Source organism: Streptomyces gelaticus, from assembly GCF_014649535.1.
GTDB lineage: Bacteria > Actinomycetota > Actinomycetes > Streptomycetales > Streptomycetaceae > Streptomyces > Streptomyces gelaticus.
Window position 1 is genome coordinate 83,571 of the sequence record NZ_BMTF01000025.1, and the last position, 26,160, is coordinate 109,730.

A 26,160-nucleotide genomic window follows, 5' to 3' on the forward strand; every position below is an offset into this window, starting at 1 on the left:
ACTTCTTAGGTAGAATCCATATATGGAGACCGAGACGCCCACCCGCTGGCTGAACGACGCGGAGCAGTGCGCCTGGCGCACCCACCTGGACGTCAGCAGGCTGCTGATGCACCAATTGGAGAAGGATCTCCAGCCGTTCGGCCTGACCAACAACGACTACGAGATCCTGGTCAACCTCTCGGAGTCGGACGACCAGCGCATGCGGATGAGCGACCTCGCCGCCGCGACGCTGCAGTCCAAGAGCAGGCTCTCGCACCAGATCACCCGTATGGAGACCGCCGGCCTGGTCCGCAGGGAGAACTGCGAGTCCGACCGGCGCGGTCTGTACGCGGTCCTCACCGAGGACGGCGCGGAGACGATGCGCAAGGTGGCACCGCACCATGTGGCGTCGGTCCGCAAGCACTTCATGGACCTGCTGACGCCGGAGGCGCTGGCGAACCTGCACGCGGCACTGACCCCGGTCGCGGAACACCTGCGAGGACGACGCGGCAAGGTGTGACCCGGCGCCGGGCGGCGTTCAGCGGGCTCCGGGCAGCCAGAGCTCGAACCGGGCGCCGCCCTCCCGCGCACCGTCCACCGTCAGCCGCCCGCCGTGCCGGACAGCCACGTCCCGGGCGATGGCCAGTCCCAGGCCCGCGCCGCCTTCGTCCCGGGTGCGGGCCTCGTCGAGCCGTACGAAGCGCTCGAAGATCCGCTCACGCTCCTTCGGCGGCACGCCCGCCCCGTCGTCGCTGACCGCGACGACCACTGCGCCCCGCTCCGCCGCGCGCACCGAGACCGTCACCGTGCTGCGCGCGTGGCGCTCGGCGTTGTCCAGCAGATTACCGATCACCCGCGCCAACTGCCCGCGCGAACCGGCCACTTCGAACCGCCCCGGGTCCGGCCCGGGGTCCGGCACCGACACCGTCACCGCGATCCGGTCGCCGGTGCGCTGCGAGACCTCCTCGCGGACCAGCGCACCCAGGTCCACCACCGCGGGCCCCGGCCGCTCCCCCGCGTCCAGCCTGGCCAGCAGCAGGAGATCGGCGGCCAGTGCCTGGAGCCGTACGGTGTCGGCGACCGCGCCCGGCACGTCGAGCAGCTCCGGATGGGCCGCGCCCACCTCCAGCTGGGTGCGCAGCGAGGCGATCGGGCTGCGCAGTTCGTGCGAGGCGTCCGCGACGAACCGCCGCTGCCGCTCCACGGAGGCCTCCAGAGCGGTGAGCGTCTCATTGGTCGTACGGGCCAGCCGGGCGATCTCGTCGCGCGAGCCGGGCTCCGGCACCCGCCGGCTCAGGTCCTCGGACGCGGTGATCGCGGCCATCTCGCGCCGGATGCCCTCGACCGGGCGCAGCGCCCGCCGGGTCACCAGCCAGGTCACCCCGGCGACGACGAGCAGCAGCACCGGCAGCCCGATCAGCATCGCGCCGCGCACGGTGCCCACGGCTTCCTGCTCGGCGGCCAGCGGGGCGCCCCCGTGGACGGTCAGGGTCACCCCGGCGGGAGTCGTCGCCTTCAGGGACGCGAAGCGGTAGTCGGCCGTCTCGCCGTCGACGGTGGCGGTGCCGTTGTCGAAGTCCGCTTCGTCGGAGTCGACTTCGCCGCGACCGGGGGCTGCGCGACGGTCGTCGTCATCGCCTCCGTCCTCGCCTGCGTTGTCGTCGTCGCGCCCGCCGCCGGACGCCCCGAAGGCCGGTGAGGGGAGCGGGGTGACCCGGTCCGTGCCGGTGCCGGAGATCGCCTGGAGGTCCTTGGAGACGGCGACCACCCGCCCGTCCTCGTCGGTCACCTGGACCGGATGGTCCTCCTCGTCGCGCATCTCCAGCCGGTCGTACGGCACACCGAGGGCCAGCTGCCCGGCCACTTCCCGGGCCACCACCTCGGCCTGCAGCCCGGCCTGGTCGGTGAGGTCGGCGCGCAGCACGAGGAGTACCGAGAGCCCGGCGCCGATCAGCGCGAGGGCGACCACCACGGTGGCGCCGAGCGCGGCCCTGGCCCGTACCGATCTCACAGCGCCTCCAGCCGGTATCCCGCGCCGCGCACCGTGCTGATGGCTCCTGCGCCGAGCTTGCGGCGCAGCGTGCTCACGTACACCTCGACGATGTTCGGGTCGCCGTCGTAGGCGAAGTCCCAGACGTGTTCGAGGATGTCCGCCTTGCTCACCACCTGTCCGGGCCGCAGCGCGAGCTGTTCCAGCACCGCGAACTCCTTGGCCGTGAGGGTGATTTCGGCTTCGCCGAGGTGGACGCGGCGGGCGGCGGTGTCCATGCGCAGGGCGCCGACGGTGACCACCGGCGAGCCGGATCCGCCTCCCCGGCGCCGCAGCAGCGCCCGGATCCTGGCCACCAGGACGACGTACGAGAAGGGCTTGGTCAGGTAGTCGTCGGCCCCGGTGTCGAGGCCCTCCGCCTCGTCGTACTCCCCGTCCTTGGCCGTCAGCATCAGGATCGGCGTCTCGTGCCCGGCGGCGCGCAGGGCGGCGCAGACGCGGTAGCCGTTCATCCCGGGCAGCATGATGTCGAGGACGACGAGGTCGTACGCGCCCTCGGCGGCCCGGTGCAGCCCTTCGAGGCCGTCGTGCACCACGTCCACGGCGAAGCCCTCGGCGGTGAGCCCCGCGGCCAGGGCCGTCGCGAGCCGCTTCTCGTCCTCCACGATCAACAGGCGCATGCGCACAGGGTCGCAAACCGAACCTGAAGACGCCTTCAGGTGGCTTCAGGCTGCGTTCAGCATCACCCCGGCACTGTGGTCCCCGTCGAAACCGTCCACCCGATCGGGGAGGAACCCTCATGAAGCGCAAGATCGTCATCGCCGCCGTCACCGCGGCCGTGCTCGCCGGCGGCGGAGCCGCCACGGCGGTCGCCTTCGCGGGCGACGACGACCACGACCGCGGGACCCGCTCCAGCGTGAAGAGCGGTGAAACCGCCCGGATCGGCGTGGCGGAGGCGATCGAGACCGCCGTCAAGGCCGTCCCCGGCACCGTCAACGAGGCCGAGCTGGACGACGAGGACGGCGGGCTCGTCTGGGAGCTCGACGTGTACGGCTCCGACAAGGTCTGGCACGACGTGACGGTGGACGCGGGCAACGGAAAGGTGCTCGGCGAGCACACCTCCGACGACGATGACGACGACCGTGACCGGCATGCGCCCCGGTCGGCCCCCGTGTCGCTGAAGGAGGCGGTCGACGCCGCGCTGAAGGCGAACCCGGGGACGGTGACCTCGGTCGACCTGGACGACGACCACGACGACCGGAGCGGTGGAGCGCCGCACTGGGAGGTCGACGTCCGGGGCAAGGACGGCAAGCGGCACGAGCTGAACGTCGACGCGAACACGGGCAAGGTGACGGCGGACCGGGTGGACGACGGCCATGACCGTCATGACGACGGCCACGGGGACGACCGGGAGGACCATGACGACGACTGACGCCCGGGGCCGCCGGGCCGTCAGGGCGCGTAGACGGATATGACCGTCCCGTCGTCGAAAGTCAGAAACACCGCGTCGCCCCGTGCGACGAGCGTGATGGACGACGGGTCGAGTGGGCCGTCGGGCGTGTCGGGCCATTCGGAGGGCAGGCCCGTGCCCACGTCCTCCGCCTCCCCGACGGAGGCCACGGCCAAGGCAGTCATCCCGTACCCGTCCACGACAACGGCGTTGTCACCGGCCACGGCCAGCCCGCCCGCGGTCTCCAACCCCTCACCGCCGTCGTACGTCGCCCAGTACTGCCGCCCGTCGGCCAGGCCGAACGCGTACACCCTCAGTCGGCTGCTCACCAGGACCTTGCCGTCCCGTGATACGGCGGGCCGGTAGGCGACGTCCACGCCGTCGGCGATCGTCCGGCGGTTCTGCGGGGCCGTCACATCGACGACCGTCAGGCCGTTCGAGCCCGAACAGAGGAGTTCCTTGCCCTTCAGAACGGGCGTACGGCAGGTGATGTCACCGGCCCCGATACCTCCCAGCCGTGCACCGTTCGCGCTCTTGAACACGGTGACACCGTCGCCGACCGCGACGAGCCGGCCGTCGGCAAGAGCCAGTTCGACTTCGGCGGCCGGGTCGTCCCACGGCTTGTCCCACTTGAGGGCGTGCTTGCCGGTGAGTTCGTGGGCAAGGATCCTGACCCCACCCGTGCCGGTGGCCTTCGTGGCGTAGTAGAGGACGCCGCCGGACTGGACGGAGTCGGCCACCCCGGTGCTGTCCGGCAGCGGCTCCCGCCACTTCTCGGCACCGTCGGCCAGGCCGCGTGCCACCAGGGCACGGCCCTCGAAGGCATATACGGTCGTGCCGATGACGGCGGCCACCGAAGCCGGACCCGTGCCTGCCTTTCCCGGCGGGGTCTGCCAGCGCTGCCGGCCGTTCGCGGCGTCCAACACGGTGATGCGCTTCGGGCCGCCGCAGACCAGGGACGTGTCCGCGAGTACGCACTCCACCGGGCCGTCTGCGATCTTGGCCTTCCATGCCTTCCAGCCCAGTGGCTTGGTCGAGACGTCCGCGGCGGCCGCTCCGAAGTCACCGGTGTGCCCGGCGTCCGCGCCGGGAATGACGGCGGGCCCGGCCTTGGTCCGCGCCGCGTCCGAGGCGGAAGCGGTCGGATTCGCCGCTCCGCCGCCGGTTCCTCCCGCGTTGTCGTTGCCTCCGCCGTCCCTGCTGAAGAGCCCCGGCAGCAGTACTGCCCCGAGCACCACGCACACCGCGACGGCGGCTGCCGTCAGCCCGATCCACAGTCCCTTGTTCCCCCGGCCGTCGCCCGGCACGGCCACCGGCACGACGGGCGTCGGGGCGAGTGCGGCCGGACCGCCACGATCCGGGGTGTGGAACGGGGCCGGCGGCGCGGCGGCCGACGGTACCTCCGCCTCCGCGACGGCGCGCGCCCCGGCCGCGTGTGTGGCGAGCAGCCCGCGTATCGATTCCGTCCAGCGAAACGGCCCGGTGGCCGCGACGCCCGCCCGGTCTCCCGGTAGCAACATGTCGACCAGTTGCCGAGGGCTGGGCCGCGCCTCGGCATCGCTGCGCAGGCACTCCTCGATGACGGCGCGCAACTGCGGTGGTACTCCGGAGAGTTCGGCCTCTCCCTGGGCGATCCTGAAGATCACGGCAGCCATGTCCGAGTCGTCGAACGGCCCCCGTCCGGTCGCCGCGAAAGCGAGCACCGCACCGAGGCAGAACACGTCCGACGCCGGTACGAGCGACTGTGAGCCGTTGACGTGCTCGGGCGAGATGTAGCCGGGGCTGCCCACCACGACACCGGTCCGGGTCAGCTGGGTGGCGTCGAAGGCCTGCGCGATCCCGAAGTCGATCACCTTCGCCCCGTCGGCGCCGAGCAGCACGTTGCCGGGCTTGAGGTCGCGGTGGAGCACACGTACGGCGTGCATGTCGGCGAGCGCGCGGGCGAGGTCGGCGCCCAACTCCCGTACGACCTGCTCGGGCATGGGCCCGCCTCGGGTCACCGCCTCGGCGAGCGAGGGGCCGGGGACGTACTCGGTCGCCAGCCAGGGCAGCCGGCCGCTCGCGTCACCGCCGACGAGGGCCGCCGTGTACGGACTGCGGACGGCACCCGCCGCGTCGATCTCCCTGCGGAAGCGGATCCGGAAGCCGTCGTCGAGGTCGAGGTCCGGGCGCACGGTCTTCAGCGCGACCAGCCCGGCGAAGGCGTCCCGCGCACCGGCCGGCCGGGCCAGGTACACCTCGCCCATACCGCCCGCGCCCAGCAGGCCGAGAAGCTGGTACGGGCCGATCAGCCGGGCCCGGCCGGGTGGAAGCGGCTCGATCACTGCGCGGTCCCCTTCCTCGTCCGACGGTTCACTTGGGCAGCGGCACCGAAATCACGGTGCCGTCGTCGTACACGACATGCACGACACCGCCGACCGGCAGCACCTGTGGGTCGAGCAGTTCCTGCTCCAGATCGACGCCATTGGTGACGGAGTCGTACGTCGGTGTCCTGGTCGGGCCCGGAGCGCCCGGAATCCGAGTCCGGGTGAGTGAGCCCAGGGTGCCATCGGGGCGGATCGGGACCGTGTACAGCGTCGTGCTGTCCGCCCACACCACGGTGTCCGCGACGATCATGGGGTCGGAGACCGGGTTGCTCATGCCCTGTGCCACCTTCCCGCCGAGCGGGAACCGGCCGAGCGCCCGACCGCCATCACGGCCCACGACGACGAGTTCGTCCGGCACACCCGACTGGTACTCGCTGCTCCGCCGCAGCGTGATCACCCGGTCGCCGAGTGCTGTCAGCGTCGCGCCGGCGGCGAGCGAGGAGTCCACCGGCACCCGCCCCCGCGTCCGGAGCGTCCCGGCTGCGAACCGCAGCACGGCCATGTCCTCGCCGAAGCCGGAAGGGTCGTCGTTGATGACGTACGTCGCGCAGAAGGCGAAACGACCCCGCACCCGGAGCGATCCACACCCCGAGTTCGTCCTGTCACCGGCCCCCTGCACAGCCTCGCCTCCGGCCGTGCCCAGCAACGAGCCGTCCTTCGGCCGGAAGGCCCTCGGTGCGTCCTCGCCGACCGCGTACACCACCGTGCCGTCGGTGGCGACCGGCCAGAAGTTGCCCTTCTGCGCGTTGGAGATGTCCTGCGAAGCCAGCGGCTTCTGCCACTTGCGGGCGCCGGTCTTCAGGTCGTACGCGGCGAGCGCTGCGTCCTCGGGCGTCGATGTGGTGGCGGCGAGGACCAGGCCGTCGACGACGACCGGCGCGCTGTTCAGGTCGTGCGCGCCGCCGGACCGGGTCTCCCAACGGACCGCGCCGGTCTTCGCGTCGACCGACTGCAGCCGTCCGCCCGCGGCGAGCAGCACGGTGTCGTCGTACACGGTGGGCCGGGTGGCATTGGCCGGCATGAAGAACTGGTTACGGGGGCCCCAGCCCGCCCTGTTCGAACTCTGTCCGGTGTCGAGTGTCCACATCCGGTGACCGTCGGCCGCCGACACCGCCTCGTACGTGCCGTCGACCAGTCGGCAGACCACCACGTCACGGCCTGCGGAGCAGCCGATCGGCGGCTGGGCGAACGCGCCCTTCCAGGACTTCTTCCACCCCGCCGGACGGACATTGCGGCCGTACGGGACCGTGCCCGAACCGTCCGGGCCGCCGTTCTTGTCCACACCGGCCACGATCCTGGGGGCAGCGGGTGAACCACCCCCGGGGGATGCCCCGTTGGGCGTGGTGCGGTTGTTGCGCCACGCCAGGATCCCCCCGGTGGCCGCCCCCAGCACGATCAGCGCGGCAAGGGCCGCCCCCAGGGCGCGGCGGGAGCGGCGCGGGGGCGGGGCGAGGCCGGGGCCCTGGGTGGGCGCGATGTGCAGACCGGGGGTGAAGTCGGTGCCCCGGGTGGGCAGTTGGTGGGGCGCGACGCGGCTTCCGGTGGCCGCCTCGGTCGGTGTGTATCCCGGCAGCAGCGGCCCGTCCAGCGCCATCACCCGGGCCAGTTCGCGCTCGTGCTCGGCGATGTGCTGCGCCACCGGGTCCGGCCACCGGTCCCCCGCGCCGGGGTCCAGCAGCTCCGCGAGTGCGGCGGCGGCCGGGCGGGCGGCCGGGTCGGCCACCAGGCAGCGCTCCAGCACGGCACGCAGCGCGTCCGGCACGCCGTCGAGATCGGCCTCGACGTACTTGACCCGGTAGAGCACGGCGGCGACCGGCCCGTCGCCGAAGGGGTCGCGTCCGGTGACGGCGTAGCAGAGCAGGGAGGCGAGGCAGAAGACGTCCGAGGCGGGGACGACGCGTCCGCTGCCCGCCACGTGTTCCGGCGACATGAAGGCCGGGCTGCCGACCATGCGGCTGGTGGTGGTGAGCGGGGTGGCACCCGAGTCGCGGGCGATCCCGAAGTCGATCAGGCGGGGGCCGTCCGCCGCGAGCATCACATTGCCCGGCTTCACGTCGCGGTGGACGATCCCGGCCGCGTGCACGGCGGCCAGGGCGCGGGCGAGTCCGGCGCCGAGCATCCGCACCTCGGCCTCGTCCATCGCGCCCGCCCGGCGGACGGCGGCGGACAGGTTCGGCCCGGCCACGTAGCCGGTGGCGAGCCAGGGCACCTCGGCGTCGGCGTCCCCGTCGAGCAGCAGCGCGAGATGGGGTCCGGCGACGGACCGGGCGACGGTGATCTCTCGGCGGAAGCGGCCGCGGAAGCCGGGGTCCTTGGCCACGTCGCGGCGGACGGTCTTGACGGCGACCGGTTCGCCGCCGCCGTCCCGGACGCCGAGGAAGACCTCCCCCATGCCGCCCGCGCCGAGCCTGGCCCGTATCCCGTACGGACCGATCCGTCTCGGCGAGTCCTCCCGCAGCGGACCCAGCATGCGCCACTCCCCCCATCGGTACGCATGGTCAGCGGGCACTCCGTGCACGCATCCGGCCGTATCTTGCCACGGACACGTCACCGGCCACAGCGGCGGACGAACGTGACCGGGCGGCACCGGGAGCGGCCCGCACGCCGCCCCCGGTGCCGCCCGGTCGAATCGTCCGGTCAGGCCCCGCCGGTGAGTCCCGCCACCAGTTCGTCGGCCGCCGCGTACGGATCGAGGCCACCGGCCACGATGCGCTCCGCGAGCGCGCCGAGGTGGCGGTCGCCGTGCAGATCACCGATGCGCTCGCGCAGCCGTGTGACGGCGATGGTCTCGACCTCGTGGGCCGCACGGGCCGTGCGCCGCTCGGCGAGCACTCCGTGCTCCTCCATCCACGCCCGGTGCTTCTCCAGCGCCTCGACGACCTCGTCGATGCCCTCGCCCCGGGCGGCGACCGTCTTCACGATCGGCGGCCGCCAGTCGCCGGGACCCCGCGCCTCGCCGAGGCCCAGCATGTGGTTGAGCTCGCGCGCGGTGGCGTCCGCGCCGTCCCGGTCGGCCTTGTTGACGACGTACACATCGCCGATCTCCAGGATTCCGGCCTTCGCCGCCTGGATGCCGTCGCCCATGCCGGGTGCCAGCAGGACGACGGAGGTGTCGGCCTGGGAGGCGATCTCCACCTCCGACTGGCCGACACCGACCGTCTCCACGAGGATCACCTCGCAGCCCGCCGCGTCCAGCACCCGGATCGCCTGCGGTGCCGACCAGGCGAGACCACCCAGATGGCCGCGGGTGGCCATGGAGCGGATGTAGACGCCCGGGTCGGAGGCGTGCTCCGACATCCGGACCCGGTCGCCGAGGAGCGCGCCGCCGGAGAACGGCGAGGACGGGTCGACGGCCAGGACGCCGACCCGCTTGCCGGCCCGCCGGTACGCCGAGACCAGCGCCGAGGTCGATGTCGACTTGCCGACACCGGGCGAGCCGGTCAGGCCGACGACGTACGCGTTGCCCGTCAGCGGCGCCAGGGCCGCCATCACCTCGCGCAGTTGCGGCGACGCCCCCTCCACCAGGGAGATGAGCCGGGCCACGGCCCGCGGCCGGCCCGCACGTGCCTGCTCGACCAGGGTGGGGACGTCCACCATCACCGCTCCGTTCACTCGCCGGTTGCTCTACGTGTACCGCGTACTGCCTGTTACTTGCCCGGAACCCGTCACTTGCCCGGAACGCGGATGATCAGCGCGTCGCCCTGACCGCCGCCGCCGCACAGCGCCGCCGCCCCGGTGCCGCCGCCGCGCCGCTTCAGCTCCAGCGCCAGGTGCAGCACCACGCGGGCGCCGGACATGCCGATGGGGTGACCCAGCGCGATGGCACCGCCGTTGACGTTCACCTTCTCCGGGGTGACACCGAGGTCCTTCATCGACTGGACGGCGACCGCGGCGAAGGCCTCGTTGATCTCGATGAGGTCGAGGTCCGCCACCTCCAGGCCCTCCTTCTTGAGGGCGTGCTTGATGGCGTTGGAGGGCTGTGACTGGAGCGAGTTGTCCGGGCCCGCCACATTGCCGTGGGCGCCGATCTCGGCGATCCAGTCCAGGCCCAGCTCCTCGGCCTTGGCCCTGCTCATGACGACGACCGCGGCCGCGCCGTCGGAGATCTGCGAGGAGGTGCCCGCGGTGATCGTGCCGTCCTTGGCGAACGCGGGGCGCAGCTTGCCGAGGGACTCCGCGGTCGTCTCCGGGCGGATGCCCTCGTCCTTGACGAAGAGGACCGGGTCGCCCTTGCGCTGCGGGATCTCGACCGGGGTGATCTCGGCCTCGAACAGGCCGTTCTTCTGGGCCGCGGCGGCGCGCTGGTGCGAGAGGGCGCCGATCTCGTCCTGGTCGGCGCGGCTCAGCCCGAGACGGGAGTTGTGCTTCTCGGTGGATTCGCCCATCGGGATGTTTTCGTAGGCGTCGGTCAGACCGTCGTACGCCATCGAGTCGAGCATCTCGATCGCGCCGTACTTGTGGCCCTCGCGGGACTTGGGGAGCAGGTGCGGGGCGTTGGTCATGGACTCCTGGCCGCCGGCGACGACGACGTCGAACTCACCGGCGCGGATGAGCTGGTCGGCGAGCGCGATCGCGTCGAGCCCGGACAGACACACCTTGTTCACGGTGAGCGCGGGAACGTTCATCGGGATGCCCGCCTTGACCGCGGCCTGGCGCGCCGGCATCTGGCCCGCACCCGCCTGGAGCACCTGGCCCATGATCACGTACTCGACCTGGTCGCCGCCGATGCCGGCCCGGTCCAGCGCGGCCTTGATGGCGATGCCGCCGAGGTCGGCGCCGGAGAAGCTCTTCAGCGAGCCGAGGAGGCGGCCCATGGGCGTACGCGCGCCCGCGACGATCACTGAGGTGGTACCGGTCGTTCCAGACATGAGGGGCGCCCCTTGGGATGAGGAGTGAACGAGGGTTTACTTGAATGTACTGAGCGGTACCCCGCCCGTCATCCGGCAGCGGGTGTGACGGCGCGCACGTTGCGTAACCATCCGTGTGGCGCTGCACTGGTTTCATGCTGACGCGAATCGATCACATCGGGATCGCCTGTTTCGACCTCGACAAAACCGTCGAGTTCTACCGCTCGACCTACGGGTTCGAGGTGTTCCATTCCGAGATCAACGAGGAGCAGGGCGTACGGGAGGCCATGCTCAAGATCAACGATACGTCCGACGGCGGAGCTTCCTACCTCCAGCTCCTGGAGCCGACCCGGGAGGACTCGGCCGTCGGCAAGTGGCTGGCGAAGAACGGGGAGGGCGTCCACCACATCGCCTTCGGCACCGCGGACGTCGACGCCGATGCCGCGGACATCCGGGAGAAGGGGGTCAGGGTGCTGTACGAGGAGCCCAGGACGGGTTCGATGGGGTCCCGGATCACCTTTCTGCACCCCAAGGACTGCCACGGAGTCCTCACCGAACTGGTCACGTCCGCAGCGGAGCACTGACCTCCGGATACCCGGCCCGGTAGAGTGGGCCGTTCCGGGCCGGGGCCGGGTCGGGGCCGCGCCGCGTCCCCAGCCGTTGATCTGTCACCATTCCCCGGGGGACCGTTCACCGGGGAACGGTACTCGTTGGAGAGTTGCGACCAGGGGACGGATGGGACCGCGCAGTGCGGGGCTACGAACGCCAGGAGAGCCACCGAGCTGACGACGACCATCTCTCGCGGTTCGAAGCCAAGATGGACCGGCTGAAGACCGACCGGGAGAAGGCCGTCCAGCACGCCGAGGACCTCGGTTACCAGGTCGAGGTCTTGCGCGCCAAGCTGCACGAGGCTCGGCGCAATCTCGCGACCCGTCCCGCGTACGACAGCGCGGACATCGGCTACCAGGCCGAGCAGTTGCTCCGTAACGCCCAGATCCAGGCGGAACAGCTGCGGACCGACGCCGAGCGGGAGCTCCGCGACGCCCGCGCGCAGACACAGCGGATCCTCCAGGAGCACGCCGAGCACCAGGCCCGGCTCCAGGCCGAGCTGCACAACGAGGCGGTGCAGCGGCGCCAGCAGCTCGACCAGGAGCTCGCGGAGCGCCGCCAGACCGTCGAGTCCCACGTCAACGAGAACGTCGCCTGGGCCGAGCAGCTGAGGGCCAGGACGGAGTCCCAGGCCCGTCGGCTGATGGAGGAGTCGCGGGCCGAGGCCGAGCAGTCCCTGGCGGCCGCCCGCGCCGAGGCGAGCCGGCTGGCGGAGGAGACCCGCCAGCGGCTCGGTTCCGAGGCGGAGTCCGCCCGTACCGAGGCCGAGGCGATCCTGCTGCGCGCCCGCAAGGACGCCGAGCGGCTGCTGAACGCCGCCTCCAGCCAGGCGCAGGAGGCCACCAGCCACGCCGAGCAGCTGCGTACGTCGACGACGGCCGAGACCGAGCAGACCCGGCAGCGGACCGCCGAGCTGAACCGGGCCGCCGAGCAGCGCATGCAGGAGGCCGAGACCCAGCTGCGCGAGGCCCGGCTGGAGGCCGAGAAGGTCACCGCCGAGGCGAAGGAGGCCGCGGTCAAGCGGCTGGCCGCCGCGGAGTCGCAGAACGAGCAGCGCACCCGTACGGCCAAGTCCGAGATCGCCCGGCTGGTCGGCGAGGCGACCAAGGACGCCGAGACGCTCAAGGCGGAGGCCGAGCAGGCGCTCGCCGACGCGCGCGCCGAGGCGGACCGGCTGAAGTCCGAGGCGTCCGAGAAGGCCCGCACGGCCGCCGCCGAGGACGCCGCGGCCCAGCTCGCCAAGGCCGCCAGGAGCGCCGAGGAGGTGCTGACCAAGGCGTCCGAGGACGCGAAGTCCACCACCAGGGCGGCGAGCGAGGAGGCCGACCGGATCCGCCGCGAGGCGGAGGCCGAGGCGGACCGGCTGCGCGGCGAGGCCGCCGAGCAGGCCGATCAGCTCAAGGGCGCGGCCAAGGACGACACCAAGGAGTACCGGGCCAAGACGGTCGAGCTCCAGGAGGAGGCGCGCAGGCTGCGCGGCGAGGCCGAGCAGCTGCGCTCCGAGGCGGTCGCCGAGGGCGAGCGGATCCGTGGCGAGGCCCGCCGCGAGGCCGTCCAGCAGATCGAGGAGGGCGCGAAGACCGCCGAAGAGCTGCTGGCCAAGGCGAAGGCGGACGCGGAGGAGCTGCGCGGCGCCGCGGGCACCGAGAGCGAGCGGGTCCGCGCCGAGGCGTCCGAGCGGGCCGGTGCGCTGCGCAAGCAGGCCGAGGAGGCCCTGGAGCGCGCCCGTGCCGAGGCCGAGCAGCTGCGTACCGACTCCGAGGAGCAGGCCGGCGCGACCACCACCGCGGCCGAGCAGGCAGCGGCCGAGCTGCGCGAGGAGACCGAGCGCGCGGTGGCGGCCCGGCAGGCGGAGGCGGCCGAGGAGCGGGCCCGGCTGCACACCGAGGCCGAGACCAGGGTCGCCACCGCCGAGCAGGAGCTCACGGACGCGCGCGCCGAGGCGGAGCGCATCCGGCGCGAGACGAACGAGGAGTCCGAGCGGCTGCGCGCGGAGGCCGCCGAGCGGATCCGAACGCTGCGGGAGCAGGCGGAGACCGAGGCGGAGCGGCTGCGCGACGAGGCCGCGGCGGACGCGTCGCAGGCGCGTGCGGAGGGCGAGTCCGTCGCCGTACGGCTGCGCTCCGAGGCCGCCGCCGAGGCCGAGCGGCTCAAGTCCGAGGCTCAGGAGAGCGCCGACCGGGTGCGGTCCGAGGCCGCCGCCGCCGCGGAGCGGGTCGGAACGGAGGCCGCGGAGGCGCTGGCCGCCGCCCAGGAGGAGGCCAACCGGCGCCGCCGGGAGGCCGAGGAGACCCTCGACGCGGCTCGCACCGAGGCGAACCAGGAGCGCGAGCGGGCCCGCGAGCAGAGCGAGGAGCTGCTCGCCTCCGCCCGCAAGCGGGTCGAGGAGGCGCAGGCCGAGGCGCAGCGGCTGGTGGAGGAGGCGGACAGCCGGGCGGCCGAGCTGGTCTCCGCGGCCGAGCAGACCGCCCAGCAGGTACGGGATTCGGTCAGCGGGCTGCAGGAGCAGGCCGAGGAGGAGATCGCCGGGCTGCGCTCGACCGCCGAGCACGTCGCGGAGCGGACGAAGTCCGAGGCGCAGGAGGAGGCGGACCGGGTCCGCGCCGACGCGCACGCCGAGCGGGAGCGGGCCGGCGAGGACGCGGCCCGGATCCGCCGGGAGGCGCAGGAGGAGTCCGAGGCCGCGAAGGCGATGGCCGAGCGGACCGTCGCGGACGCGATCGCCGAGTCGGAGCGGCTGCGGGCGGACACCGCCGAGTACAGCCAGCGGATGCGTACCGAGGCCTCCGACGCGCTGGCGTCGGCCGAGCAGGACGCCTCGCGCAGCCGTGCCGAGGCCCGCGAGGACGCCAACCGGATGCGTTCCGATGCCGCGGCCCAGGCCGACCGGCTGGTGGGCGAGGCGACCAGTGAGGCCGAGCGGATCGGCGCGGAGTCGACGCAGCAGGCCACCGCGCTCGTGGAAGAGGCGACGCAGCAGGCCACCGCGCTGGTCGACGAGGCGAAGCAGCAGGCGGCCCGGCTGTCGGACGAGGCCGCGGACGAGGCCGAGCGGCTGCGTGCGGAGGCGGCGGCCACCGTCGGCTCGGCGCAGGAGCACGCGGCCCGTACCCGCGAGGAGTCGGAGCGGGTGCGCGCCGAAGCGGAGGCGGCGGCGGAGCAGTTGCGCACGGAGGCCCGCCAGGAGGCGGACCGGCTGCTCGACGAGGCGCGGGAGGCGGCGGCCAAGCGCCGGGCCGATGCCGCGGAGCAGGCCGATCAGCTGGTGAACAAGGCACAGGAGGAGGCGCTGCGCGCCGCCACCGAGGCCGAGGAGCAGGCCGACACGATGGTCGGCGCGGCCCGCAAGGAGGCCGTGCGGATCACCTCGGAGGCGACCGTCGAGGGCAACTCCCTGGTGGAGCGGGCCCGTACGGACGCGGACGAGCTGCTGGTCGGCGCGCGCCGGGACGCCACGGCGATCCGGGAGCGGGCCGAGGAGCTGCGGGCCCGGATCGAGGGCGAGATCGAGGAGCTGCACGACCGCGCCCGGCGGGAGACCTCCGAGCAGATGAAGACCGCGGGCGAGCGCGTCGACAACCTGATGAAGGCGGCGACGGAGCAGCGCGACGAGGCGGCGGCCAAGGCCAAGGAGCTGCTGGCGGACGCCAATTCGGAGGCGAGCAAGGTCCGGATCGCCGCGGTGAAGCGCGCCGAGTCGCTGCTCAAGGAGGCCGAGCAGAAGAAGGCCACGCTGGTCCGTGAGGCCGAGAAGCTGCGCGCCGACGCCGAGGCCGAGGCGAAGCGCACGGTCGAGGAGGGCAAGCGCGAGCTCGATCTGCTGGTGCGCCGACGCGAGGACATCAACACCGAGATCTCCCGCGTCCAGGACGTGTTGGAGGCGCTGGAGTCCTTCGAGACGCCGACGGGCGGCGGCAAGGGCTCGGGCGGTTCCTCCGGTAACGTCAAGGCCGGGGCCGCGGCTGGCACTCGATCGAGTGGCAAGTCGTCCGAGGGGTAGTCACCTTGTCAGTTCCCGTACTCAGACAGGAACGTTCAACCCTCCGAGTGGCAAGAGTTGCGGGGGTCAGCCACTCAAAAGGGGTGTCATTCTCCAGACCAAAAGGGCATCCGCTCGATGACACGCCGTTCCGGCCCCTAGGATTCCCCCTAACACCTCACCGGTCTCATTCGACAGGAACCCCATGAGCGACCCTTCCTCCCCCTTCGGCTTCGAGCTCGTGCGACGTGGATACGACCGCGGTCAGGTGGATGACCGCATTACCAAGCTCGTCGCCGACCGTGATAATGCCCTGACCCGCATCACTTCTCTGGAGAAGCGCATCGAGGAGCTCCACCTCGAAACGCAGAACGCCCAGGCCCAGGTCAACGACGCGGAGCCGTCGTACGCGGGCCTCGGCGCGCGCGTGGAGAAGATCCTCCGCCTGGCCGAGGAGGAGGCGAAGGACCTGCGCGAGGAGGCCCGTCGCGCCGCCGAGCAGCACCGCGAGCTCGCCGAGTCGGCCGCCCAGCAGGTGCGCAACGACGCCGAGACGTTCGCCGCCGAGCGCAAGGCGAAGGCCGAGGACGAGGGCGTCCGGATCGTCGAGAAGGCCAAGGGTGAGGCCGGCACGCTGCGCGCTGAGGCGCAGAAGGACGCCGCGCAGAAGCGCGAGGAGGCGGATGCCCTCTTCGAGGAGACCCGCGCCAAGGCCGCCCAGGCCGCTGCGGACTTCGAGACCAACCTGGCCAAGCGCCGCGACCAGTCGGAGCGCGACCTCGCGTCCCGTCAGGCCAAGGCCGAGAAGCGTCTCGCCGAGATCGAGCACCGCGCCGAGCAGCTCCGCCTGGAGGCCGAGAAGCTCCGTACGGACGCCGAGCGCCGGGCCCGTCAGACGGTGGAGACCGCGCAGCGCCAGTCCGAGGACATCGTGGCCGACGCGAACGCCAAGGCCGACCGGATCCGCAGCGAATCGGAGCGTGAGCTGGCCGCGCTCACCAACCGCCGCGACTCCATCAACGCCCAGCTGACCAACGTCCGCGAGATGCTGGCCACGCTGACCGGTGCCGCGGTCGCCGCCGCCGGCACGCCTGCCGACGACGAGCCGGTCACCCGTGGTGTCCCGGCCCAGCAGGGCCGCTGACCCCGAGTACCGCAGCTGTAGCCCTCGCGCGCCCGGTTCCGCCCTTGTGGTGGCGCCGGGCGCGCGGCCGTTCTAGCGTGAACGCATGATCGAGCTCGATGGCCTCACCAAGCGCTTTGGCAACAAGGTTGCCGTCGACCGGCTCTCCTGCCAGGTCAGACCGGGAATGGTGACGGGTTTTCTGGGGCCCAACGGGGCGGGCAAATCCACGACGATGCGGATGATGCTCGATCTCGACAACCCCACCGGCGGTTCGGTGCGCATCGACGGCAAGCACTACCGCGACCTGGAAGAACCCCTCAAGTACATCGGGGCGCTGCTGGACGCCAAGTCGATGCACGGCGGGCGCAGCGCGTACAACAATCTGCTCTGTCTCGCGCAGAGCAACCGCATCCCGGAGAGCCGGGTCGCGGAGGTCCTGGACACCGTGGGGCTGACCGCGGTGGCGAAGAAGAAGTCGAAGGGATTCTCCCTCGGCATGGGCCAGCGGCTCGGGATCGCGGCGGCGCTGCTCGGCGACCCGCAGGTGCTCCTCTTCGACGAGCCGGTCAACGGGCTCGACCCCGAGGGCATCCACTGGATCCGCAATCTGATGAAGTCGCTCGCCGCGGAAGGCCGGACGATCTTCGTCTCCTCGCACCTGATGAGCGAAATGGCGCTCACCGCCGACCACTTGATCGTGATCGGCCAGGGCCGGCTGCTCGCCGACACGTCGATGGCCGACTTCATCCACCAGAACTCCCGCAGTTACGTACGGCTGCGCTCGCCGCAGCAGGAGCAACTGCGCGATGTGCTGCACGGGGCGGGCCTGGTCGTGATCGAGACGGGCGGCGGCACGCTGGAGATCGACGGCGCCACGACCGAGGCACTGGGCGAGCTCGCCGCGCAGCACCAGATCGTGCTGCATGAGCTGAGTGCCCAGCGTGCCTCCCTGGAGGAGGCGTTCATGCAGATGACGGCGGACTCCGTGGAGTACCACGCGCACTCGGACCACGCCCCGGCGCCACCTCCGGCGGGCCCGCAGTGGGGCGAACAGTGGAACCAGCGGACCGGCGGCAGCGCCGGCAGGGAGGTGTGACGACGATGGCATCGGTACCCGCGGTCCTGGCCTCCGAGTGGACCAAGATCCGTACGGTCTCCTCGACCGTCTGGACGCTGATCTCCGCGTTCGTCGTCACCGTCGCGATGGGCGCGGCGCTCTGCGCCCTGATGAACGCCCAGTTCGACGACCTCCCGGTGGCGCAGCGGGTCACCTTCGACCCGACCCTCATCAGCTTCTCCGGCATGGTCCTCGGCCAGCTGGCCATGGTCGTCTTCGGTGTGCTGGTGGTCGGAACGGAGTACAGCTCAGGCATGATCCGCACCTCCCTGGCGGCCGTGCCCCAGCGAGGTTCCTTCCTGTTCAGCAAGGTCGCGGTGGCCGGTGTGCTGGCCCTGGTGGTCGGCATCGCGACCAGCTTCGTCTCGTTCTTCCTCGGGCAGGCCCTGCTCGGCGAGCACCGCACGGACATCGGTGCGGACAACGTCCTGCGCGCGGTCGTCGGCGGTGGCGTCTACATGGGCCTGATCGGGATCTTCTCGATGGGTGTGGCGACGATGCTGCGCAGCTCCATGCTGTCGCTCGGCATCCTGATGCCGTTCTTCTTCCTGGTCTCCCAGATCCTGTCGGCGGTCCCGGGGGCGAAGAAGGTCGCCCGTTACTTCCCCGACCAGGCGGGGTCCAAGATCATGCAGGTGGTTCCCGACGCCATGAACAGCAACCCGGCTCCGTACGGGCCATGGGGAGGGCTCGGCATCCTGGTCGCCTGGGTGGCGGCCGCGCTGATCGGCGGCTATCTCGTACTCAAGAAGCGGGATGCGTGAGCGTCCGCCCGGCCCCGAGCAGGACGCGCGCCCGCAACGGCTTGGCCGGAACCGTCACGGCCTGGATATCCTCCTAAGTCTTACGGGGGCGTGCGGCCACTCGGCCTGGGCCCCGACGACAGCAGTGAGTCGATGGGGCTGAAGCATGATCGAGGCAGTCGGCCTGACAAAGCGCTATGGCGCGAAGACGGCCGTGTCCAACCTTTCCTTCCAGGTGCGGCCGGGCACCGTCACCGGATTCCTCGGTCCCAACGGGTCGGGCAAGTCCACCACCATGCGCATGATCCTGGGCCTGGACCAGCCGACCTCCGGTCATGTGACGATCGGCGGCCACCCCTTCCGCAGCCTGCCGAACGCCCCGCGCCAGGTGGGCGCCCTGCTGGACGCCAAGGCGGTGCACGGCGGCCGCAGCGCCCGTAACCACCTCCTCTCGCTCGCCCAGCTCGCGGGCATCCCGGCCGCCCGGGTCGACGAGGTGCTCGGCGTCGTCGGCCTCCAGGACGTCGCCCGGAAGCGGTCCAAGGGCTTCTCGCTCGGCATGGGCCAGCGGCTCGGGATCGCGGCGGCACTGCTCGGCGACCCGCAGGTGCTCCTCTTCGACGAGCCGGTCAACGGCCTGGACCCCGAGGGCATCCTCTGGGTCCGCAATCTGATGAAGATGCTGGCGTCCGAGGGCCGTACGGTCTTCGTCTCCAGCCATCTGATGAGTGAGATGGCGCTCACCGCCGACCACCTGATCGTGATCGGCCGAGGGCAGCTGCTCGCCGACATGAACGTCAAGGAGTTCATCTCCGTCAACTCGGCCGACTTCGCCCGGGTCCGGGTCGCCGACGGCCTCGCGGAGCGGCGCGAGAAGCTGACGGCCTCGCTCACCGAGGCGGGCGGCCGGGTCATGTCCGAGCCGGACGGGGCCCTGCGGGTCACCGGGCTGCCGCTGCCGCGGATCAGCGAGGTGGCGCACGATTCGGACGTCCGGCTGTGGGAGCTTTCGCCGCACCAGGCCTCGCTGGAGGAGGCGTACATGCGGATGACCCAGTCCGTCGTGGACTACCGCTCGACGGCGGACCAGAAGGCGGGGCTCCAGCCGCCGGCGGACCACGGGTACGGACAGCCGGGGTACGGGGCGTCGCAGCCACCGGTCCTGGAGGCGCCGCAGCAGAACTGGTACGCCCCGCCGCCGCCAGGACAGAACCCGCCCGCGGCGGCCCCGGCCGCGCCCTCCACGACCACCGCAGACCTGACCGAGCGCGACACCAGCGAGGACGCCCGATGACCACGCCGCCGACCCCGCAGGCGCCGTCCCAGCGGCAGGCCCCGGCCCCGCAGTACAGCCCGCAGCCCGCACCGGCCGGTGCGTACACCTCGCCGATCCCGGTGCGCCGGGCCACCCTCGCCGACGCGATCGCCTCCGAGTGGACCAAGATCCGCTCGGTGCGCTCCACCATGTGGACGCTCGGCGTCATGATCGTGCTGCTGCTCGGCATCGGGCTGCTGGCCACGATCGCGGTCAACACCGTCGATTCCGACCCCGACCCCGACCTCGGCTCGACGCCGGTGCTGAGCCTCGGCTTCTTCGGAGTGCTGCTGGGCTCGATCTGTGTGATCACGCTCGGTGTGATGACCATCGCCTCGGAGTACAGCACGGGCATGATCCGTACGACGCTGACGGCCTGCCCCAGCCGCGCCCGCGTGCTGAGCGCGAAGGCGATCGTCTTCTTCCTGCTCACCTTCGTGATCACGACCGTGACGACCGCGCTGGTCGCGGGGATGCACACGGCGTTCATCGACAGCGCGGCGCCCAGTGCCGGAGACTGGCTGCGCGCGACGGTCGGGGTCGGCCTCTACATCGCGATGCTGGGACTGCTCTCCCTCGCGGTCGGCGCCCTCGTCCGGCACTCCGCCGGTGCGATCACGGTCATGATCGGGGTGGTGCTGCTGCCGCTGGTCCTGGCCATGTTCATGTTCGCGGAGTCGCTCTCCGACCTGCGGCTGGCGCTCTTCCAGTATTCGATCCCGAGCCAGCTCAGCGCCTTGTACTCCACCTCGGTCGCGGATTCGGGACCGTCCGGCTGGGACCCGCTGTGGATCATGCTCGGTATCACGGCCGCGGCCCTGATCTGCGCGTTCGCCTCCCTCGACCGCCGGGACGTCTGACCCGCCCCCGCCCGGCGGGGCTCAGTGACGAGGCGCGTTCCTGGACCGCTGCACCTGTGTGGTGCGGCGGTCCTTCGCGTTCCAGCACGCCTTGTGCCAGTGCCTGCGGTCGTCGATCCCGCCGTACTCGGACCAGGCCACCAGATGCGGGACACCGGACGGGATCTCCTGGTCGCAGCCGGGGCAGCGGTACCGCTTGCCCGCCGCGCTCGCGCCGCTGACCGGGCGGACGGACCACTGCTCGCCCCGCCATTCCTCGGCGCGTCCGCCGCCCCCGTACCGGCCCCCCGGCTCCTCGGCACTTTCGTGGGGACTCTCGCCGCCTCGGGGGCGGTTACGACGCGGGGACACCTGACACCTCACTGAACAGTCCGGGCAGTTCCCGAACAGCCTAAGGGCTGTCCCGTAGTCCCTGGCGGGCGTGCGACGACAGCCACGGCACCTCGCCGCGTTGTCGGGACGCCCGAATACACCCAGTATTCGGGCGTCCACTCCGCCTTGCGACGCACCGCATCCGACGCCGCACGCCGATCCACCAGGGTTTACGGGACAGCCCTTGGCCATTTGGCCGACACGGGCATCCGGCGCCGTACGGGGCGACGCTCCGTACGGGGCGACGCTCCGTACGGGGCGACGCTCCGTACGGGGTGAGTTACCGGAAAATCGCAACAACCTGCCGGCGGACCGTGCCTTTGGCACGTGTCAGACGTTGTTGCTCTACAGGGGAGAGCCGCGTCGGCCGCAAGGAGGCAATTGGCCATGCGTGTGGGAACGTTCGTACTGGCAGCCCAGTTTCCGGGGCAGGGACCGGGGGAAGCGCTGCACCGCGCGATCCGGTCCACCGAGGTCGCGGAGGAATCCGGGCTCGACTCGGTCTGGCTGGCAGAGCATCATTTCGTGCCGTACGGGGTCTGCCCGTCCGCCGTCACCCTGGCCGCGCTGCTGCTCGGCCGCACCCGCAGGATCCGGGTGGGCACGGCGGTGAGCGTGCTGTCGACCCAGCATCCGGTGGCGCTCGGCGAACAGGCCGCGCTGCTCCATCTCACCAGCGGCGGCCGGTTCACCCTCGGCGTCGGCCGGGGCGGCCCCTGGGTCGATCTGGAGGTGTTCGGGGCGGGCCTGGAGGCGTACGAGAAGGGCTTCCCGGAATCCCTGGAGCTGCTGCTGGACTGGCTGGGCAAGCCGCGGGTGGCCGGACACGGGGAGCGGTACGGCTTCCGCGAGGTCGCCGTGGTCCCCCGGGCCGACGAGCTCCTCGCCGAGGGCGGCGCCGAATGCCCCGGCGGCCTTGAGGTGGTCGTCGCGTGCACCTCTCCGAAGACGGTGAAGCTCGCCGCGGAGCAGGGGCTGCCGATGCTCCTCGGGATGCACTGCGGGGACCAGGAGAAGGCGGACATGGTCGCCCTGTGGCGCTCCACGGCGCTCGCCGCGGGCCGCTCCCCCGAGAGCGTCCACGGGGCCGGCCACGTCTCCGCCGGAGTGGCCCAGATCGCCGACGGCCCCGAGGAAGCGGTGGAGACGCTCGTGAAGGCGATGCCGGGCTGGCTGCGGCAGGGGCTGGAGGCGCATGTGACGGTCGACGGCAGGCACCGGGTGATGCGCGATCCGGTCGCGTACACGGAGCTGCTGTGCGGCCTTCACCCGGTGGGCCCGCCCCGGCTCGCCGCCGACCGGCTCGCCGCCACCGCCGAGCGGACAGGCATCACCCGCTTCGCGCTCCTTGTGGAGGGTTCCGGGGATCTGGCAGCCACGGAGGAGAACGTGGCGCGGCTGGGCACCGAAGTGCTCCCGCTGCTCACCTGACACGTCGTAAGAGGTACGGGGGGCCGCCGCCCCGGAGCGAGTTGCATGATCCCGGCCCCGGAACGGCAGCAGAGGCGTCAAGGCCTGCCCGCCGGACAGGCCCTAGCAGTCCCGGAGTTCGGGCGACTGGTTGAGCAACTGGCCCCGCACCGAGGTGAAGCGGGCCAGGCGCTCGTCGACCGAGGCGTCCAGCGGGAACACCGCGACGCGGTGGCAGTTCTGGAATGCCAGGCGCACCCCGAAGTGCCGCTGCAGCGCACCGCGTATGGCATCGCTCGCGAGCGCGCGCAGCAGCTGACCACGTGCCTGTTCGTTGGGCGGCGGTGTCTGATTGTCGGCGAACTCCCCGCCGTCGACCTTCAGCTGGGCCACCAACGAGCTGATCATCTCCCATGCATAGGGCAGGGAGGTCCGGACGCAGTCGACGAAGTCGGCTTCGTCGACCTCGCCTCGCTCGGCCTGTTCCAACAGCGCCGGTGAGACGTCGAGCGACATGGGTTCTCCTCTCGCGACCCCGGCAACGGGCCGGGGCCTTACGGGCTGGGAAGGAGGGCGGCGACGCAGCGTACACGGACGGCGACCTCCTGCTTACACGGTAAGGGTGCAGTCCTGGCCGCACCAGGAGATTGGGAACACAACCGGCCAACAACGAAGGGGCGCAAAGAGGGGCAAGCCCGAACGGCACCCAGCGGAGTCGACCCGGGAGACGGGTGCGACAGGGGGAGAATCGCGTGGAGCACCCCTCGTCGAGTAGCGTTGCCGACCATGCGTCTCGTCATCGCCCGCTGCTCCGTGGACTACGCCGGCCGGCTCACGGCCCACCTGCCCTCCGCTCCCCGTCTGATCCTGGTGAAGGCGGACGGGAGCGTGTCGATCCACGCCGACGACAGGGCGTACAAACCCCTCAACTGGATGTCACCGCCCTGCACCCTCAAGGAGGGCGCGGACGACACCGCGGGTATCTGGACCGTGGTGAACAAAGCGGGCGAGAAACTGATCATCACGATGGAGGAGATCCTCCATGACTCGTCCCACGAGCTGGGTGTCGACCCGGGTCTCATCAAGGACGGCGTCGAAGCGCATCTGCAGGAACTGCTCGCCGACCGGATCGAGACGCTCGGCGAGGGCTACACCCTGATCCGCCGCGAGTACTTCACCGCCATCGGGCCGGTCGACATCCTGTGCCGGGACGCCGACGGCCGAACGGTCGCCGTGGAGCTGAAGCGGCGCGGCGACATCGACGGTGTGGAGCAGCTGACCCGCTATCTGGAGCTGCTCAACCGCGATCCCCATCTCGCCCCGGTGAAGGGCGTCTTCGCCGCCCAGGAGATCAAGCCGCAGGCGCGGGTGCTGGCGACGGACCGCGGGATCGACTGTGTCGTTCTCGACTACGACGCGCTGCGCGGCATCGAGGACGACAAGCTGCGGCTGTTCTGACCCTTTCCGCTCTCCCCCGAACGCCGGACGTGTGTGTCACGTCCGGCGTTCGCCGGTTCCGGGGCGGTTCAGGCCACCGTCGGGCTGCTCTCCGCACTCGCCGTGGACGACGACGAGGAGGACGAGGGCCCGCTCGCCGAGTCGGAGGTGTCGGGCGAGGACGGCTCGGGTTCGGTGGCCGTGTCCGTCGGGGTCGGTGAGCCACTGTCCGTCGGGCTCCCGCTCGGACTGGGCGACTTCGTCGGCGTGGACGACTTCGTCGGGCTGGGCGACCTGGTCGGCTTGTCCGACGAGGGCCTGCCGCTGGACGGGGTGTCGGACGAAGGGGTGTCACTCGGCCCCGAGGAGTCCGGGGACGGCGTCCCGCTGCTGCTCGGCGTGGTCTCGCCGCCCGACGGGCCGGGCGTCGACGTGCTGCCGCCGGGCTCCGCGCCATCGGGCGTCGAGCCGTCCGCCGGGGCTTCGTCCTCGCCGTCGTCCTGGTTCTGCGACTGCTCGGTGGTGACCCCCCGGTTCCCCGGGACGTCGTCGTCGCCGGAGGCCAGCCCCAGCGCCACCACCGTGCCGAGTACACCGGTCAGGAGTACGCCCGCGGCCGTCGCGACCAGGTTGCGCCGGGCCCCGGCGAGCGCCGCGAAGCGGCCCTTCCCGGCCTCCTTGGAGGTGCCCTGCGGCGAGATCACCGTGGCGGCGGCGACGTCGTACGGCCTCGACAGCGTCTGCGTCACGGACGGCGTCGCACGGGTGGGCGCCGTCGGCGGCTCCTCGGCCCGCGGGACCGGCAGCTCGTCCCCCGGCGGGGTGAGGACGAGGGGCAGCGGGCCGCCGGAACGGTCCGCGACCAGTGTGAGGGCCCGCCGTCCCGCCACCGCGCCGGACTTGTCGGCGAGCACCCCGCGCATGCCGATCGAGGTCTCCAGTTCGGCCCTGGCCCGGTCCGGATTGCCGGTCAGCAGCGCCAGGATGCCCAACTCGTGGTGGAAGTACGCCTCTTCGGCGACCTCTCCGGCGATCCTGGCCGCCTCCTGGCCGATCCTCAGCGCCCGCTCCCAGGCGCCCCAGTGCAGCCCCGCCGCGAAGGCCGGAGAGGCGCTGCGGGCCAGCAGCACGGCCACGCTGGTCTGTCCCGCCCCGTCGCCGGGCACCAGCTGCGCCATCGCCGCGACGATCGCGTCGCCCTCGGCCGCCACCCGCTCGGGTGTGACCGAGGGGTGACCGGCCCACCAGGCGTAGTGCTGGGCCACGGTCCGCGCCCGGTCGGTGGCGTCCTCGCCGTATCCGGCGGCCTCCAGCTGGGTCACCACACCGGCGGCCAGCCGGTAGCGGGGGCCGGCCGGGGAGAGCAGCCCGCAGCCGGCCAGCTCACCGAGCGCGGCATCGGCGTGGGTGTCCCCGGTGAGTGCCGGCAGATGTGCCTGGTGCGGCACCTCGCCACCGAGGGCCACCGCGAAGCGCAGGGTGTCGCGGGCGGACGCGCTCAGCCGTGAGGCGAGCAGCTCGGCGGGCGCCGCGCCCTCCCCGAGGCTGGGCAGCGGGATGTGGACGCCGTCGACGTTCTGGTCGTGGCCGAAGGGGACCTCCGCGGGCCGGCCGTCGCCGGACACGCCGTACGCCTCGGGGTCGGTACGCAGCATGTCGCGCTGGCGCAGCAGGGCACCCGCCTGGACGAAGCGCAGCGGCAGCCCCTCGGACTCGAACCAGAGGTCCCCCGCCCAGTTCGCCTCCTCCTCGGTGAGCGGGCGTTCGACGACCCGCTCCAGCAGGTCGACCGCGGCGCTGCGGCCGAGGCCCCCGAGGAAGACCTCTTCGAGGAGCGACTCGGTGCTGGGCGCGGCGACGTCCGGAACCGTCGCGAACAGGAAGGCGCACTCCGGTGTCGCGTCGAGCAGCTCCTCCAGCGCGGCCCCGCCGAACTCCAGGTCGTCGAGCAGGACGACGGCGCCGATGCTCCGGACCTTTTCGAGCAGGCCGGCGCGGTCGGGGCGGTGCAGCGGCGAGTCATGGACGGCCTCGAAGAGCCCGTACAGCACATCGGTGGCGGTGCGCCGGTAGCCACTGAGCCGTACGACTCCGTCCGGTGCGAGGTCCGCGCAGTCGGCCGCGACGGCGTCCAGCAGTGCCGTACGGCCGGATCCGGCCGGTCCCGTGAGCCGCACCGAGCGGCCCTGGGCCAGCAGGCGCGCCAACCGTTCGCGTTCCTGCGCACGTTCCAGGAGCGGCAGTTGGGGGGCGGGCGGGCCCGGCGGTACGGGCGGCGCGGTGGCGCGTTCGCGGTCGGCGCGTCCGGCGGCGGTACGGCGGGCCGGAGGACCGGGCTGCTCCCCCGGCGGGCACAGCTCGACCTCGCTGCCGTCGACCGGGTTGACGGTGAGGAGGTACTCGCCCGATATGAGCCGGACGACGCGGGCCTGCGGCGGCGCCGGGTGACCGGGGTCCGGGGTCAGCTGGTCGCGGGCTGGCCGTCTGCGGACGGGCCCCTCACCGGAGCCGTCCTTGTCCCGGCCGTACTGTTCCGGTCCCCGGTGTGTCGGGTCCATCG

20 protein-coding genes are annotated in these 26,160 nt (G+C 72.2%); 11 read left to right on the forward strand and 9 right to left on the reverse strand.

Features of this window, described 5'->3' with window-relative positions; all coding sequences use genetic code 11:
- Positions 1 to 22 precede the first annotated feature (22 nt).
- On the forward strand, positions 23 to 499 hold the full coding sequence (locus IE107_RS28280) for a MarR family winged helix-turn-helix transcriptional regulator (protein ID WP_189547178.1): 477 nt from the start codon (positions 23 to 25) through the stop codon (positions 497 to 499).
- A gap of 18 nt (positions 500 to 517) precedes the next feature.
- On the opposite strand, the gene IE107_RS28285 is transcribed toward IE107_RS28280, so the two are convergent.
- Positions 518 to 1,990 carry a sensor histidine kinase gene (locus tag IE107_RS28285; RefSeq protein ID WP_189547179.1) on the reverse strand — a complete coding sequence of 491 codons (1,473 nt, stop codon included), beginning with the start codon at positions 1,988 to 1,990 and terminating at the stop codon, positions 518 to 520.
- The gene (locus IE107_RS28290; protein WP_189547180.1) at positions 1,987 to 2,649 is read right to left on the reverse strand and encodes a response regulator transcription factor; all 663 of its coding nucleotides are present in this window, start codon (positions 2,647 to 2,649) and stop codon (positions 1,987 to 1,989) included. The genes IE107_RS28285 and IE107_RS28290 overlap by 4 nt, the downstream gene beginning before the upstream one ends.
- 119 nt (positions 2,650 to 2,768) lie before the next feature.
- Between IE107_RS28290 and IE107_RS28295 the strand changes: the two genes are divergently transcribed.
- Positions 2,769 to 3,401 carry a PepSY domain-containing protein gene (locus IE107_RS28295; RefSeq protein WP_189547181.1) on the forward strand — a complete coding sequence of 211 codons (633 nt, stop codon included), beginning with the start codon at positions 2,769 to 2,771 and terminating at the stop codon, positions 3,399 to 3,401.
- 20 nt (positions 3,402 to 3,421) lie between these two features.
- On the opposite strand, the gene IE107_RS28300 is transcribed toward IE107_RS28295, so the two are convergent.
- From IE107_RS28300 to IE107_RS28315, 4 genes are all read right to left on the reverse strand, one after another.
- Positions 3,422 to 5,743, reverse strand: coding sequence for a serine/threonine-protein kinase (locus IE107_RS28300; RefSeq protein ID WP_189547182.1), 2,322 nt, complete (start codon positions 5,741 to 5,743; stop codon positions 3,422 to 3,424).
- A gap of 28 nt (positions 5,744 to 5,771) precedes the next feature.
- Positions 5,772 to 8,255 (reverse strand): serine/threonine-protein kinase, encoded by a 2,484-nt coding sequence (locus tag IE107_RS28305; protein ID WP_189547183.1) that lies wholly within the window; start codon positions 8,253 to 8,255, stop codon positions 5,772 to 5,774.
- 167 nt (positions 8,256 to 8,422) lie between these two features.
- Positions 8,423 to 9,382, reverse strand: coding sequence for a methylmalonyl Co-A mutase-associated GTPase MeaB (gene meaB, locus IE107_RS28310; protein ID WP_189547184.1), 960 nt, complete (start codon positions 9,380 to 9,382; stop codon positions 8,423 to 8,425).
- Between the two features lie 68 nt (positions 9,383 to 9,450).
- Positions 9,451 to 10,653 (reverse strand): acetyl-CoA C-acetyltransferase, encoded by a 1,203-nt coding sequence (locus IE107_RS28315; protein ID WP_189547185.1) that lies wholly within the window; start codon positions 10,651 to 10,653, stop codon positions 9,451 to 9,453.
- Positions 10,654 to 10,787: 134 nt separating this feature from the next.
- Between IE107_RS28315 and mce the strand changes: the two genes are divergently transcribed.
- From mce to IE107_RS28350, 7 genes are all read left to right on the forward strand, one after another.
- Positions 10,788 to 11,216 carry a methylmalonyl-CoA epimerase gene (mce, locus tag IE107_RS28320; RefSeq protein WP_189547186.1) on the forward strand — a complete coding sequence of 143 codons (429 nt, stop codon included), beginning with the start codon at positions 10,788 to 10,790 and terminating at the stop codon, positions 11,214 to 11,216.
- A 164-nt stretch (positions 11,217 to 11,380) separates the two neighbouring features.
- Positions 11,381 to 15,241 carry a polarized growth protein Scy gene (gene scy / locus IE107_RS28325; protein WP_189547187.1) on the forward strand — a complete coding sequence of 1,287 codons (3,861 nt, stop codon included), beginning with the start codon at positions 11,381 to 11,383 and terminating at the stop codon, positions 15,239 to 15,241.
- Positions 15,242 to 15,425: 184 nt separating this feature from the next.
- Positions 15,426 to 16,364: a coiled-coil domain-containing protein gene (locus tag IE107_RS28330; protein ID WP_189547188.1), complete on the forward strand. Its 939-nt coding sequence runs from the start codon at positions 15,426 to 15,428 to the stop codon at positions 16,362 to 16,364.
- 85 nt (positions 16,365 to 16,449) lie between these two features.
- Positions 16,450 to 17,442: an ABC transporter ATP-binding protein gene (locus IE107_RS28335; protein WP_189547189.1), complete on the forward strand. Its 993-nt coding sequence runs from the start codon at positions 16,450 to 16,452 to the stop codon at positions 17,440 to 17,442.
- A 5-nt stretch (positions 17,443 to 17,447) separates the two neighbouring features.
- A complete protein-coding gene (locus IE107_RS28340; protein ID WP_189547190.1) occupies positions 17,448 to 18,227 on the forward strand; it encodes an ABC transporter permease in 780 nt (259 codons plus the stop codon).
- Positions 18,228 to 18,372: 145 nt separating this feature from the next.
- Complete coding sequence (locus IE107_RS28345; protein WP_189547191.1) at positions 18,373 to 19,500, forward strand: ABC transporter ATP-binding protein; 1,128 nt, start codon at positions 18,373 to 18,375, stop codon at positions 19,498 to 19,500.
- Entirely contained in the window at positions 19,497 to 20,381 is an 885-nt protein-coding gene (locus IE107_RS28350) for an ABC transporter permease (RefSeq protein WP_189547192.1), read from the forward strand. The genes IE107_RS28345 and IE107_RS28350 overlap by 4 nt, the downstream gene beginning before the upstream one ends.
- A 21-nt stretch (positions 20,382 to 20,402) precedes the next feature.
- Here IE107_RS28350 and IE107_RS28355 read toward each other — a convergent pair whose 3' ends face one another.
- Entirely contained in the window at positions 20,403 to 20,732 is a 330-nt protein-coding gene (locus IE107_RS28355) for an Rv1322 family protein (protein ID WP_189547193.1), read from the reverse strand.
- Positions 20,733 to 21,140: 408 nt separating this feature from the next.
- Here IE107_RS28355 and IE107_RS28360 point away from each other — a divergent pair, with 408 nt between their 5' ends.
- Entirely contained in the window at positions 21,141 to 22,184 is a 1,044-nt protein-coding gene (locus tag IE107_RS28360; RefSeq protein ID WP_189547194.1) for an LLM class flavin-dependent oxidoreductase, read from the forward strand.
- 102 nt (positions 22,185 to 22,286) lie between these two features.
- On the opposite strand, the gene IE107_RS28365 is transcribed toward IE107_RS28360, so the two are convergent.
- Entirely contained in the window at positions 22,287 to 22,679 is a 393-nt protein-coding gene (locus tag IE107_RS28365; RefSeq protein ID WP_072486734.1) for an SCO5389 family protein, read from the reverse strand.
- Positions 22,680 to 22,949: 270 nt separating this feature from the next.
- Here IE107_RS28365 and nucS point away from each other — a divergent pair, with 270 nt between their 5' ends.
- A complete protein-coding gene (nucS, locus tag IE107_RS28370; RefSeq protein ID WP_189547195.1) occupies positions 22,950 to 23,621 on the forward strand; it encodes an endonuclease NucS in 672 nt (223 codons plus the stop codon).
- Between the two features lie 68 nt (positions 23,622 to 23,689).
- On the opposite strand, the gene IE107_RS28375 is transcribed toward nucS, so the two are convergent.
- Entirely contained in the window at positions 23,690 to 26,158 is a 2,469-nt protein-coding gene (locus IE107_RS28375) for an ATP-binding protein (RefSeq protein ID WP_189547196.1), read from the reverse strand.
- Positions 26,159 to 26,160 lie beyond the last annotated feature (2 nt).

Coding starts and splice junctions, on each gene's coding strand:
- IE107_RS28280 (WP_189547178.1), top strand. CDS start 23: ATGGAGACCGAGACGCCCACCCGCTGGCTGAACGACGCGGAGCAGTGC.
- IE107_RS28290 (WP_189547180.1), bottom strand. CDS start 2,649: ATGCGCCTGTTGATCGTGGAGGACGAGAAGCGGCTCGCGACGGCCCTG.
- IE107_RS28295 (WP_189547181.1), top strand. CDS start 2,769: ATGAAGCGCAAGATCGTCATCGCCGCCGTCACCGCGGCCGTGCTCGCC.
- IE107_RS28305 (WP_189547183.1), bottom strand. CDS start 8,255: ATGCTGGGTCCGCTGCGGGAGGACTCGCCGAGACGGATCGGTCCGTAC.
- meaB (WP_189547184.1), bottom strand. CDS start 9,382: ATGGTGGACGTCCCCACCCTGGTCGAGCAGGCACGTGCGGGCCGGCCG.
- IE107_RS28315 (WP_189547185.1), bottom strand. CDS start 10,653: ATGTCTGGAACGACCGGTACCACCTCAGTGATCGTCGCGGGCGCGCGT.
- mce (WP_189547186.1), top strand. CDS start 10,788: ATGCTGACGCGAATCGATCACATCGGGATCGCCTGTTTCGACCTCGAC.
- IE107_RS28330 (WP_189547188.1), top strand. CDS start 15,426: ATGAGCGACCCTTCCTCCCCCTTCGGCTTCGAGCTCGTGCGACGTGGA.
- IE107_RS28335 (WP_189547189.1), top strand. CDS start 16,450: ATGATCGAGCTCGATGGCCTCACCAAGCGCTTTGGCAACAAGGTTGCC.
- IE107_RS28340 (WP_189547190.1), top strand. CDS start 17,448: ATGGCATCGGTACCCGCGGTCCTGGCCTCCGAGTGGACCAAGATCCGT.
- IE107_RS28345 (WP_189547191.1), top strand. CDS start 18,373: ATGATCGAGGCAGTCGGCCTGACAAAGCGCTATGGCGCGAAGACGGCC.
- IE107_RS28350 (WP_189547192.1), top strand. CDS start 19,497: ATGACCACGCCGCCGACCCCGCAGGCGCCGTCCCAGCGGCAGGCCCCG.
- IE107_RS28360 (WP_189547194.1), top strand. CDS start 21,141: ATGCGTGTGGGAACGTTCGTACTGGCAGCCCAGTTTCCGGGGCAGGGA.
- IE107_RS28365 (WP_072486734.1), bottom strand. CDS start 22,679: ATGTCGCTCGACGTCTCACCGGCGCTGTTGGAACAGGCCGAGCGAGGC.
- nucS (WP_189547195.1), top strand. CDS start 22,950: ATGCGTCTCGTCATCGCCCGCTGCTCCGTGGACTACGCCGGCCGGCTC.
- IE107_RS28375 (WP_189547196.1), bottom strand. CDS start 26,158: ATGGACCCGACACACCGGGGACCGGAACAGTACGGCCGGGACAAGGAC.